We start from the raw sequence: 12,313 nt of genomic DNA on the forward strand, positions 1-12,313 counted from the left end.
GGGCCGACGATAGAGGCCGCCACCGACAGCGGGCGCGGGCTTCCGGAACGACGGGGCACGGACGACCGCACGGGGCACGGGGCACGGGCGGGCCCGGGGCCGGCGGGTCACGGCGCCGGCAGATACGGGGTGGCCGCCGGGCGGCCCCAGTCCGACGGCAGCAGCGATCCCGCCCACGCGTCCCGCAGGGTGCCCCGGTGCGCTATCCGCGCCCGCAGGGTCCCCTCCATGACGAACCCCAGCCGCAGCGCCACCGCCCGCGAACCGTCGTTGCCGACTTCCGCGTACCACTCCAGGCGCTCCACGCCCAGCTTCCCGAAGGCCCAGTCGGCCACCGCCCGTCCGGCCTCCGCGGTGTAGCCGCGGCGGCGCTGCTCCTTGGCGGTCCAGTAGCCCAGCTCGGCCTGGTGCTCGGGGGTGCGCAGCCGGTCGAGCCGCACCAGCCCCATCGAGCCGACCAGTTCCCCGTCCCGGTCGAACACGCCGAAGTTGTACGCGGTGTCCTCGCGCCAGCCCGCCGGGGCGAGGCTCAGCACGAACTCCTGCGCGTGCCGCCGCTCGTACGGCTCGGGGACCGCGGTCCAGCGCAGGATGTCCGGGTCCTGGCAGGCCGCGTGGACCGCCGGGACGTCCCGCGGCTCGAAGGGGCGCAGCAGCAGGCGTTCGGTGCTGAGGGTTACAGGTCGCATGGGAGGAATTGTGCCGGTCGTCCGATCGGGCGGATGCGGCACCATCCGAGTCTCCGGCACGTTGGGGGTACTGGGGCCCGGCGCCCCTCGCATACGATGGCCGGTGCGGCAGGCCCGGGGAAGACCGGCCCGCCGTGCCCGCGCACCAGACCCGTGCCAGGCCCGACCGCCAAGGAGCCAGCCCAAGTGTCCGTCTTCGGCAAGATCATGCGTGCAGGTGAAGGCAAGATCCTGCGCAAGCTGCACCGCATCGCGGACCAGGTGTCGTCGATCGAGGAGGACTTCGTCGACCTCTCCGACGCCGAGCTGCGGGCGCTCACGGACGAGTACAAGGAGCGCCTCGCGGACGGCGAGAGCCTCGACGACCTGCTGCCCGAGGCCTTCGCGACGGTCCGCGAGGCCGCCAAGCGCGTGCTCGGGCAGCGGCACTACGACGTGCAGCTCATGGGCGGCGCCGCGCTGCACATGGGCTATGTCGCCGAGATGAAGACCGGTGAGGGAAAGACGCTCGTCGGCACCCTGCCGGCGTACCTCAACGCCCTCTCGGGCAAGGGCGTCCACCTGATCACGGTCAACGACTACCTGGCCCAGCGCGACTCGGACCTGATGGGCCGGGTGCACAAGTTCCTCGGTCTGACGGTCGGCTGCATCGTCGCCAACATGACCCCGGCGCAGCGCCGCGAGCAGTACGCCTGCGACATCACCTACGGCACCAACAACGAGTTCGGCTTCGACTACCTGCGCGACAACATGGCGTGGTCGAAGGACGAGCTGGTCCAGCGCGGCCACAACTTCGCGATCGTCGACGAGGTCGACTCCATCCTGGTCGACGAGGCCCGGACGCCGCTGATCATCTCCGGTCCGGCCGACCGGGCCACCAAGTGGTACGCCGACTTCGCCAAGCTGGTGCAGAAGCTGGACGGCGTGCTCGTCCAGGAGGAGATGTACAGCAGGCCCGACGAGAAGCTGAAGCTGGAGAAGCTCCGCGCCACGCACGACTACGAGTACAACCCGAAGAAGCGCACGGTCGCGATCCTGGACCGGGGTGTGGAGCGGATCGAGGACCTGCTCGGCATCGACAACTTCTACGAGGCGACCAACACCCCGCTCATCGGCTACCTCAACAACGCCCTGAAGGCCAAGGAGCTCTACAAGCGGGACAAGGACTACGTCGTCCTGGACGGCGAGGTCATGATCGTCGACGAGCACACCGGCCGCATCCTCGCGGGCCGCCGCTACAACGAGGGCATGCACCAGGCGATCGAGGCGAAGGAGGGGGTGGAGATCAAGGACGAGAACCAGACGCTCGCCACGATCACCCTCCAGAACTTCTTCCGCCTCTACGACAAGCTGTCGGGCATGACCGGTACGGCCATGACCGAGGCCGCCGAGTTCCAGCAGATCTACAAGCTGGGCGTGGTCCCGATCCCGACCCACCGCCCGATGATCCGCAAGGACCAGTCCGACCTGATCTACCGCACCGAGGTGGCGAAGTTCGACGCGGTCGTCGACGACATCGTCGAGCGGCACGAGAAGGGCCAGCCGATCCTGGTGGGCACCACCTCGGTCGAGAAGTCCGAGTACCTGTCGCAGCAGCTGACGAAGCGCGGTGTGAAGCACGAGGTGCTCAACGCCAAGAACCACGCGCGTGAGGCCGTGATCGTCGCCCAGGCGGGCCGCAAGGGCGCCGTGACGGTCGCCACGAACATGGCCGGCCGCGGTACGGACATCATGCTCGGCGGCAACCCCAACAACATCGCCGAGGAGGAGCTGCGGGCCAAGGGCCTGGACCCGGTGGAGAACGCCGAGGAGTGGGCGGCCGCCCTGCCCGCCGCCATGGAGCGGGCCGAGCAGGCGGTGGCCGCCGAGCACGACGAGGTCGTCGGGCTCGGGGGCCTGTACGTGCTGGGCACCGAGCGGCACGAGTCCCGCCGTATCGACAACCAGCTGCGCGGCCGCTCCGGCCGTCAGGGCGACCCGGGCGAGTCCCGCTTCTACCTCTCCCTCGGCGACGACCTGATGCGGCTGTTCAAGGCGCAGATGGTCGAGCGCGTGATGGCCATGGCCAACGTGCCCGACGACGTCCCGATCGAGAACAAGATGGTCACCCGGGCCATCGCCTCGGCGCAGTCCCAGGTCGAACAGCAGAACTTCGAGATCCGCAAGAACGTCCTGAAGTACGACGAGGTCCTCAACCGGCAGCGCGAGGTCATCTACGGCGAGCGCCGCCGGGTCCTGGAGGGCGAGGACCTGCACGAGCAGATCATCCACTTCATGGACGACACCATCGAGGCCTACGTCGAGGCCGAGACCTCCGAGGGCTTCGCGGAGGAGTGGGACCTGGACCGGCTGTGGAGCGCCTTCAAGCAGCTCTACCCGGTGACGGTCACCATCGAGGAACTGGAGGAGGCCGCCGGGGGCCGGGACGCCGTCACGGCGGACTACATCCTGGAGACCATCAAGGACGACATCCACGAGCAGTACGAGGAGCGCGAGAAGCAGCTCGGCTCGGAGATCATGCGGGAGCTGGAGCGCCGGGTGGTCCTCTCGGTCCTCGACCGCAAGTGGCGTGAGCACCTCTACGAGATGGACTACCTCCAGGAGGGCATCGGTCTGCGCGCCATGGCGCAGCGCGACCCGCTGGTGGAGTACCAGCGCGAGGGCTTCGACATGTTCGTGGCGATGATGGACGGCATCAAGGAGGAGTCCGTCGGCTACCTGTTCAACCTGGAGGTCCAGGTCGAGCAGCGGGTCGAGGAGGTGCCGGTCGAGGAGGCCGAGCCCGTCCCGACGGGGAGGGCGCCGCAGGAGGAGGCTCCCGCCGGGGTCGGGGCCGGGGGCCGTCCGGCGATCCGGGCAAAGGGCCTGGAGGCGCCGCAGCGCCCGGACCGGCTGCACTTCTCCGCACCGACGGTGGACGGCGAGGGCGGGGTCGTCGAGGGCGACTTCGACAGCGGTGACGGCGGGCCGGTCCGCTCGCCCGCGGACGGCATGACGCGTGCCGAGCGCCGCCGGGCCCAGAAGGAGAAGGGCCGCCGCCGCAAGAAGTGACGCACCGGCCGCCGGGCGCGGCGGCCGGCCGGTCCCCGGGGCCGGGCACCCGTGACGGGTGCCCGGCCCCGGGGCGTTCGCCGTACCCGCGGCGGCCCGGGCCCGGTGGCCGGGGTTCAGGGCACGGTGTCGAGCTCGACGGCGGAGCACATCCAGCGCTGGCCGCGGACCCGTTCCAGCCGGAAGGCGAGGGCGCGGAGCCGGTCGCCGACGGCGATGCGGGCGAACGCCTCGACCGCGCCGGGGCGGGGCTGGGACCAGCCGACCTGCCGCACCACGGGAGCCGGTCCGCTCCCCGGGGCAGGCCGCAGCGGGGTGTGCGGGGCGAGCCGGGTCAGCTGCTCGTACGCCTCGTCGCGGGTGTGGCCGAGCAGCAGGTGGGCCGGCCGCTGGCCGCTGAGGACGAGCACCAGCCGGTGGGCGAACCAGTAGTGCGGGAGCCGGTCGCGTTCGCGCCGCCGGGCGGCGAGTACGGCGGAGGGGGCGGGCCGTCCGGGGTCCCGGCGGCCGGGTGGTGCGGTGCGGCTGGTGGTCGGCATGGTCTTTCCCCGTTTTCCGGTGGGCTTCTCCGCGCACAGTTTTCTTACTGGCGGGTAACTTGCGCTTCGGTTCTACTGGCGCGGCCCCGAAGAGGCAACGTGCGGCGACACGTGGGAACGGGCCCGGCGTCTTTCACCTATCCGGTGGACGTATGTGCACGGGTTGCCGCCGCACGCCGCTGACCTGCGGCGCGGCAACGGGACGGCGCGGAGCGGCGGAGCGGCGCCGTGGGCACCGGGCCTCCCGCGCCCGCCGTATGCTGGCGGGGCACCCGGACCGGCCTCACACGAAAGCGGTAGCGATGCGCGTCTACGTCCCCCTGACTCCGGCCGGCCTCGCGGACGCGCACCGCAGGGGCGAACTGGGTCCCGGGCCGCTGACCGCCTACGCGGTCACCCCCGGACTGCGCGAGTGGTACCTCTCCGACGACCTGGAGGAACTGGAGTACGCCGCGCTCGGCCGGGCCGCCCAGGCGTCCCTGCGGCTGCTGGCCGTCGATCCGGCGGCCCCGCGGCGCCGGGTCGTGGTGGCCGTGGACGTCCCCGACCGCGAGGCGGTCGCCGATCCGGACCGCGGCCTGGACCCGTCCGCGGTCGGCGAGGTGCGGATCGGGCGGTCCGTACCGCTGGCGAAGGCCGCGGCCGTGCACGCCGACGGCGCGGACGCCGAGGCGGCCGTCGCCGCGGCGGCCGCCGCGCTGGGCGCCGCCGACCAGGGCGACGAGGACGCCCGGTTCACCGTGGACGGGGCGGACGACCACGAGTTGCTGTGGTACGCCACCCAGGAGATCGAGAACGTCCTGGCCGAGCTGGGCTGAGCCGGGCCGGGCCCGGTCACGGACCCGGCCCCGCCGCGGTCCGTCCTTCCCGGCTGTCACCGGCATCCCCTACCGTCATGGGCATGGATCCGGAGACCCGCGGAGCCCACATCGTGTGGGACTGGAACGGCACGCTGCTGCACGACATCGAGGCGGTCCTCGCGGCCACCAACGCCGCGCTCGCCGCGCTCGGCCTGCCGCCCCTCACCCTGGCCCGCTACCAGGAGCTGTACTGCGTGCCGGTGACGCGCTTCTACGAGCGGCTGATGGGGCGGCTGCCGACGGCCGAGGAGTGGGCCGGGATGGACGAGGTCTTCCACCGGCACTACTTCGACCGTGTCGAGCGGGTGGGGCTCGCCGAGGGCGCCGCCGAACTGCTGGCCGCGCGGCGGGCGGCCGGGCTGACCCAGTCCCTGTGCTCCCTGGCCCGGCACGAGCACCTGGTGCCGCTGGTGCGCCGCCACGGCATCGAGGAGCACTTCGTCCGGGTGGACGGCAGCACCGACGGGAACGTCCGGGGCAAGGCCCGGCAGATGGCGGCGCACGTGGCGGCGCTGGGCGGCTTCGACCCGCGCCGCACCGTGGTGGTCGGCGACGCGCTGGACGACGCCGTCGCGGCCGCCCATGTGGGTGTACGCGCCGTGCTGTACACCGGCGGCGCGCACAGCCGGGCCGGTCTGGCGTCGGCGGGGGTGCCGGTGGTGGACACCCTCACCGAGGCCGTCGAGGTGGCCGAGGAACTGGTCGCGGAGGGACCGGCCTCCCTGCTGTGAGCGGCCCGGCCGACCGCACCGGGTCATGCGCTCCCGCGCGGCCGGCTTCCGCGCCCGGAGCCGCGTCCACCGCGGGGCCGCGGTGCGGGAGCGCGGGACCGTTGCCGGGGCCCACTCCGCGGGGCAGGGCCGGCGGCGTTCGTCCGGTCGGCGTCATCCGAGCCGTCTCCCCGCGGGAGCGGGCCGAACGCGCCCGCGGCCCGGTTGCGGGGCTCCGGGCACGGGCCGCGCCCCGGCCGCCGTCGGTCAGCCGACCGGTGCCGTGCGGCGCAGTACGGCCAGGAACTCGCGCATCCAGGCCGGGTGGTCCGGCCAGGCCCGGGAGGAGACCAGGGCACCGTCGACCACGACCTCCTCGTCCCGGAAGACGGCCCCGGTGGTCTGCATGTCGATCTCCAGCGCCGGATAGGCGGTCACCCGCCGCCCGCCCAGCCCGCCGGCCGCGGCGGTCAGCAGCGGGCCGTGGCAGATCTGCGCCACCGGCTTGTCCGCGTCGAAGAACGCCTTGAGGATCTTGCGCAGCTCCGGATCGTTGCGCAGGTACTCCGGGGCCCGTCCGCCCGGGATCACCAGGGCCGCGTACCGGCCGGGGTCGACCTCGGTGAAGGCCAGGTCGGCGGGCCAGGCGTAGCCGGGCTTCTCGGTGTAGGTGTCGTAGCCCTCCTCGAAGTCGTGGACCACGAAGCGCAGTTTCTTGCGGCTGGGGGCGGCGATGTGGACGGTGTAGCCCTCCTCCAGCAGTCGCTGGTACGGATAGAACACCTCCAGTGACTCCGCGGCGTCGCCGGTCACGATGAGGACGGCGGGTGCGGTCCCGCCCGTCTCCCGTGGGACGCTCGCGGTGTCCCGGGTGCGCTCCGTCCTGTTCTCCGGCATGGTCGGCCCCCTCCGGCTGGCACGTCTTCCTTCCAACGTCCTCTTCCGGCGGGGTTTTGCCAAGAGGGTGCCGGAGGAGGGGCCGGGGAAGACGGGAGAAGGGGCCGGCGGGGGCCCGGCGGGGAGGCGACGGAGAGAAAGACGGTGAAGGGCGGTGAAGGGCGGTGAAGGGCGGGGCGCCCGCCCTGTTCCGGTTATACGTATCGTAGAAGTTAACTCTGAGGTTTTGTACACATGCGATCGATGAGGTGGGTTAGCCTGACCACGTGATCAGCGAGGTACCCCCGGAAGGCAGCGTCGCCTCCGCAGTGGGCTCCCGGCGCCATGGTGCCGGGGCCGTCGCCGGTCATCCTCCCTCCCGGCATGACGCCCCGCCGAAGCGGACACTGTGTGTGTCGGCGTCATGCCCTCACCACCTTGACGTCACGCAACGGCGCGCGACAGGAGCCAGACGATGCAGACCAAGCTGGACGAGGCAAAGGCCGAGCTGCTCGAACGAGCCGCCCGGGTAGCCGACAGCACTCCGGCCGGAAGCCGGCCGGTACCGGGCCTGGACACCGGGACCCTCGGCGCGTACCTCCAGCGTTACTACCTGCACACCGCGCCCGAGGACCTCACCGACCGCGATCCGGTCGACATCTACGGAGCCGCGGTCTCCCACTACCGGCTGGCCCAGGAGCGTCCGCAGGGCACCGCCGACGTCCGGGTGCACACCCCGTCCGTCGACGAGAACGGCTGGACCTGCACCCACACCGTCGTCGAGATCGTCACCGACGACATGCCCTTCCTGGTGAACTCGGTCACCAACGAGCTGACCCGGCAGGGCCGCGGCATCCACCTGGTGATCCACCCCCAGGTCGTCGTCCGCCGCGACATCACCGGCCGGCTGCTGGAGGTGCTGGACGCCGGCCGCGACCCGCACTCCCCGGTCCTCGGCCCCCACACCCGGAACGAGCTGCCGCACGACGCGGTCGTCGAGTCCTGGATCCACGTCGAGATCGACCGCGAGACCGACCACGAGGACCTGCGCCGGATCACCGCCGATCTGCGGCGCGTCCTGTCCGACGTCCGCGAGGCGGTCGAGGACTGGCAGAAGATGCGGGCCGCCGCGGTGCGGATCGCCGACGGGCTGCCCGGCGAGCCGCGCGCCGGGGAGGTGTCCGAGCGGGAGGTCGAGGAGGCCCGTGAGCTGCTGCGCTGGCTCGCCGCCGACCACTTCACCTTCCTCGGCTACCGCGAGTACGACCTGACCTCCGAGACCACCGCCGACGGCACCGAGGAACTGCTGCTCACCGCCGTGCCCGGCACCGGACTGGGCATCCTGCGCTCCGATCCGCGCCAGACCGACGCCGACGCCGACACCGCCGACACCGCCGCCGACGGCAGGGACGACCGGGAACCCGCGGCCGGGACCGGAGAGGACGACAGGCACCACACCCACCCGGCCTCGCCCTCCTTCAACCGGCTCCCCGCCGGTGTCCGGGCCAAGGCCCGCGAGCCCCGGCTGCTGGTGCTCACCAAGGCCAACAGCCGCGCCACCGTGCACCGCCCCTCGTACCTGGACTACATCGGGGTGAAGAAGTTCGACGAGGCGGGCAACGTCGTCGGCGAGCGCCGCTTCCTCGGTCTGTTCTCCTCGGCCGCCTACACCGAGTCGGTGCGCCGCGTCCCCGTCATCCGCCGCAAGGTCGAGGAGGTCATCACCTCCGCGGGCTTCACCCCCGACAGCCACGACGGCCGCGACCTGCTGCAGATCCTGGAGACCTACCCGCGCGACGAGCTCTTCCAGATCCCGGTCGGCGAGCTCCGCTCCATCGTCACCTCCGTGCTCTATCTCCAGGAGCGCCGCAAGCTCCGCCTCTACCTGCGGCAGGACGAGTACGGCCGGTACTACTCCGCGCTGGTCTACCTGCCGCGCGACCGCTACACCACCGCCGTGCGGCTGCGTATGACCGACATCCTCACCGAGGAACTGGGCGGCACCGGCGTCGACTTCACCGCCTGGAACACCGAGTCGGTCCTCGCCCGGCTGCACTTCGTCATCCGTGTCCCGCAGGGCACCGAACTGGCCGAGCTGACCGACGCGGACGTGGAGCGGATCGAGGCCCGGCTCGCCGAGGCGGCCCGGTCCTGGGCGGACGGCTTCTCCGAGGCGCTGGTCGCCGAGTGCGGCGAGGAACAGGCGGCCGGGCTCGCCCACCGCTACGCGGACGCCTTCCCCGAGGGCTACAAGGCCGACTTCCCGCCCCGTACCGCCGTCGCCGACCTCCAGCACCTGAGGCGGCTGGAGAGCGGGGCGGGCACGCACGGTGCCGAGGGTGCCGACGGCGCCGACGGTGCCGGGGACTTCGCGCTCAACCTGTACGAGCCGGTCGGTGCCGCCCCCGGTGAGCGCCGGCTGAAGATCTACCGCACCGGCGAGCCGGTCTCGCTCTCCGCCGTTCTGCCGGTCCTCCAGGCGATGGGCGCGGAGGTCATCGACGAGCGCCCCTACGAGCTGCGCCGCGCCGACCGTTCCCGGGTGTGGATCTACGACTTCGGCCTCCGGCTGCCCGTCGGCCGGGAGCGGGGGGTGTCCGGTGACGCCCGGGAGCGTTTCCAGGAGGCATTCGCCGCCGTGTGGACCGGCGCGGCCGAGAGCGACGGCTTCAACGCGCTGGTGCTCTCCGCCGGGCTGACCTGGCGGCAGGCGATGGTGCTGCGCGCGTACGCCAAGTACCTGCGGCAGGCCGGCTCGCCCTTCAGCCAGGACTACATGGAGGACACCCTCCGCCGGAACGTCCACACCACCCGGCTGCTGGTCAGCCTCTTCGAGGCCCGGCTCTCCCCGGACCGCACGGGAGCGGGCCGCGAGCTGACCGACGGGCTGCTGGAGGAACTGGACGGGGCGCTGGACGAGGTCGCCTCGCTGGACGAGGACCGCATCCTGCGCTCGTTCCTCACCCTCATCAGGGCCACCCTGCGCACCAACTACTTCCAGCCCCGCGACGCCGACTCCGGCCTGCCGCACGAGTACGTGTCGATGAAGTTCGACCCGCAGGCCATCCCGGACCTGCCCGCGCCCCGCCCGGCGTACGAGATCTGGGTGTACTCGCCGCGGGTGGAGGGCGTGCACCTGAGGTTCGGCAAGGTCGCCCGCGGCGGGCTGCGCTGGTCCGACCGGCGCGAGGACTTCCGCACCGAGATCCTGGGCCTGGTGAAGGCCCAGGAGGTCAAGAACACGGTGATCGTGCCGGTCGGCGCCAAGGGCGGCTTCGTCGGCAAGCGGCTGCCCAGCCCGGCGGAGGACCGCGAGGCCTGGCTGAACGAGGGCATCGCCTGCTACAGGACCTTCATCTCCGGCATGCTCGACATCACCGACAACCTCGTGGACGGCCGGGTCGTGCCGCCCGAGCGGGTGGTGCGGCACGACGGGGACGACACCTACCTGGTGGTCGCCGCCGACAAGGGCACCGCGGCCTTCTCCGACATCGCCAACGAGGTCGCCACCGCCTACGGCTTCTGGCTGGGCGACGCCTTCGCCTCCGGCGGCTCGGCCGGCTACGACCACAAGGCCATGGGCATCACCGCCCGCGGCGCCTGGGAGTCGGTCAAGCGGCACTTCCGGGAGCTGGGCCACGACACCCAGAGCGAGGACTTCACGGTCGTCGGCATCGGCGACATGTCCGGCGACGTCTTCGGCAACGGCATGCTGCTCAGCGAGCACATCAAACTGGTCGCCGCCTTCGACCACCGGCACATCTTCCTCGACCCGGATCCGGACCCGGCCGCCTCGTACGCCGAGCGCCGCCGGCTGTTCGAGCTGCCGCGCTCCTCCTGGGCCGACTACGACACCTCGCTGCTGTCCCCCGGCGGCGGCGTCCACCCCCGCAGCGCCAAGTCCGTCCCGCTCACCCCGCAGGTGCGCCGGGCGCTGGGCATCGAGGACGGCGTCACCAGGATGACCCCGGCCGAGCTGATGCGGGCCATCCTCACCGCACCGGTGGACCTGCTGTGGAACGGGGGCATCGGCACCTATGTGAAGGCGTCCACCGAGACGCACGCCGACGTCGGAGACAAGGCCAACGACGCGATCCGGGTGGACGGGGCGGACCTGCGGGCCAGGGTCGTCGGCGAGGGCGGCAACCTGGGCCTCACCCAGCTGGGCCGCATCGAGTTCGCGACGAACGGCGGGCGGATCAACACCGACGCGATCGACAACAGCGCGGGCGTGGACTCCTCCGACCACGAGGTCAACATCAAGATCCTGCTCAACTCGGTCGTCGCCGCGGGCGACATGACGGTCAAGCAGCGCAACGCCCTGCTGGCCGAGATGACCGACGAGGTCGCCGAGCTGGTGCTGCGCAACAACTACACGCAGAACGTCGCACTGGCCAACGCCATGCGCCAGGCGCCCGACCTCCTCCACGCCCACCAGCGGTTCATGCGCACCCTGGCGCGCCAGGGCCGGCTGGACCGGCAGCTGGAGTTCCTGCCCGCCGACCGGCAGATCCGCGACCGGCTGGCGCACGGCCGCGGCCTCACCCAGCCGGAGCTGGCGGTCCTGCTGGCGTACACCAAGATCGCCATCACCGAGGAGCTGGCGGACACCGACCTGCCGGACGACCCGTACCTGCAGAAGCTGGCACACGCCTACTTCCCCACCGCGCTGCGCGAACGTTTCCCCGAGCAGATCGAGCGGCACGCGCTGCGGCGCGAGATCATCACGACCCTGCTGGTCAACGACATGGTCAACACCGGTGGTTCGACCCTGGCGCACCGGATGCGGGAGGAGACCGGGGCCGCCACCGAGGAGATCGTGCGGGCGCACACCGCGGCCCGGGAGATCTACGACCTGGCCCGCGTCTGGGACGAGGTGGAGGCGCTCGACAACACCGTCGCCGCCGACGTCCAGACCCGCATCCGGCTGCACGCCCGCCGGCTGGTGGAGCGCGCCACCCGCTGGCTGCTGAACAACCGGCCGCAGCCGCTGAAGCTCGCCGAGACCGTCGACGTCTTCCGGGACCGGGTGGAGGTGGTCTGGTCCGAGCTGCCCAAGTTGCTGCGGGGTACCGACCTGGAGTGGTTCCAGCGCATCCACGACGAGCTGACCGCCGCCGGGGTGCCCGGCGAACTGGCCCTGCGGGTGGCGGGCTTCTCCTCCGTCTTCCCCGCCCTGGACGTGGTCGCCGTCGCCGACCGCACCGGCCGGGAGCTGCTGGACGTCGCCGAGGTGCACTACGACCTCGCCGACCGGCTGGGCATCACCGAGCTCCAGGACCGGGTCAGCGAGCTGCCCCGGAACGACCGCTGGCAGTCGATGGCCCGCGCGGCGATCCGCGAGGACCTCTACGCCGCCCACCAGCTGCTCACGGCCGACGTGCTCGCCTCCGGGGACGGCGGTGCCACGCCCGAGCAGCGCTTCAAGGCGTGGGAGGAGAAGAGCGCCGCCGTGCTGGGCCGGGCCCGCGCCACGCTGGAGGAGATCCGGGACTCGGAGACCTTCGACCTGGCCAACCTGTCCGTGGCCATGCGCACGATGCGCACCCTGCTGCGCAGCAACCGCTGATCCGCACGCACGGGACGTG

7 protein-coding genes are annotated in these 12,313 nt (G+C 72.1%); 4 read left to right on the forward strand and 3 right to left on the reverse strand.

Annotated features, from left to right (window positions below; all coding sequences use genetic code 11):
* Positions 1-107: 107 nt before the first annotated feature.
* The gene (locus tag V1L54_RS00075) at positions 108-689 is read right to left on the reverse strand and encodes a GNAT family N-acetyltransferase (protein ID WP_330115709.1); all 582 of its coding nucleotides are present in this window, start codon (positions 687-689) and stop codon (positions 108-110) included.
* A gap of 186 nt (positions 690-875) precedes the next feature.
* Here V1L54_RS00075 and secA point away from each other — a divergent pair, with 186 nt between their 5' ends.
* Positions 876-3,740: a preprotein translocase subunit SecA gene (gene secA, locus V1L54_RS00080; RefSeq protein ID WP_330115710.1), complete on the forward strand. Its 2,865-nt coding sequence runs from the start codon at positions 876-878 to the stop codon at positions 3,738-3,740.
* A 116-nt stretch (positions 3,741-3,856) separates the two neighbouring features.
* Here secA and V1L54_RS00085 read toward each other — a convergent pair whose 3' ends face one another.
* The gene (locus V1L54_RS00085) at positions 3,857-4,279 is read right to left on the reverse strand and encodes an Rv3235 family protein (RefSeq protein WP_330115711.1); all 423 of its coding nucleotides are present in this window, start codon (positions 4,277-4,279) and stop codon (positions 3,857-3,859) included.
* A gap of 302 nt (positions 4,280-4,581) precedes the next feature.
* Here V1L54_RS00085 and V1L54_RS00090 point away from each other — a divergent pair, with 302 nt between their 5' ends.
* Positions 4,582-5,097: a DUF6912 family protein gene (locus V1L54_RS00090; protein WP_330115712.1), complete on the forward strand. Its 516-nt coding sequence runs from the start codon at positions 4,582-4,584 to the stop codon at positions 5,095-5,097.
* 83 nt (positions 5,098-5,180) lie between these two features.
* Entirely contained in the window at positions 5,181-5,870 is a 690-nt protein-coding gene (locus tag V1L54_RS00095; protein ID WP_330115713.1) for an HAD family hydrolase, read from the forward strand.
* A 246-nt stretch (positions 5,871-6,116) separates the two neighbouring features.
* On the opposite strand, the gene V1L54_RS00100 is transcribed toward V1L54_RS00095, so the two are convergent.
* Positions 6,117-6,746, reverse strand: a complete 630-nt coding sequence (locus tag V1L54_RS00100) for a DJ-1/PfpI family protein (RefSeq protein WP_330115714.1) — start codon at positions 6,744-6,746, stop codon at positions 6,117-6,119.
* A 454-nt stretch (positions 6,747-7,200) separates the two neighbouring features.
* On the opposite strand from V1L54_RS00100, the gene V1L54_RS00105 reads away from it, so the two are divergent.
* Entirely contained in the window at positions 7,201-12,294 is a 5,094-nt protein-coding gene (locus V1L54_RS00105; RefSeq protein WP_330115715.1) for an NAD-glutamate dehydrogenase, read from the forward strand.
* Positions 12,295-12,313: the final 19 nt, after the last annotated feature.

This window comes from Streptomyces rubellus (assembly GCF_036323805.1).
Classification (GTDB): Bacteria; Actinomycetota; Actinomycetes; order Streptomycetales; family Streptomycetaceae; genus Streptomyces.

What these genes read in the sequence shown, in the direction of transcription:
- V1L54_RS00100 (WP_330115714.1), bottom strand. Translation starts at nt 6,746, where the DNA reads ATGCCGGAGAACAGGACGGAGCGCACCCGGGACACCGCGAGCGTCCCA.
- V1L54_RS00090 (WP_330115712.1), top strand. Translation starts at nt 4,582, where the DNA reads ATGCGCGTCTACGTCCCCCTGACTCCGGCCGGCCTCGCGGACGCGCAC.
- V1L54_RS00075 (WP_330115709.1), bottom strand. Translation starts at nt 689, where the DNA reads ATGCGACCTGTAACCCTCAGCACCGAACGCCTGCTGCTGCGCCCCTTC.
- V1L54_RS00085 (WP_330115711.1), bottom strand. Translation starts at nt 4,279, where the DNA reads ATGCCGACCACCAGCCGCACCGCACCACCCGGCCGCCGGGACCCCGGA.
- V1L54_RS00095 (WP_330115713.1), top strand. Translation starts at nt 5,181, where the DNA reads ATGGATCCGGAGACCCGCGGAGCCCACATCGTGTGGGACTGGAACGGC.
- V1L54_RS00105 (WP_330115715.1), top strand. Translation starts at nt 7,201, where the DNA reads ATGCAGACCAAGCTGGACGAGGCAAAGGCCGAGCTGCTCGAACGAGCC.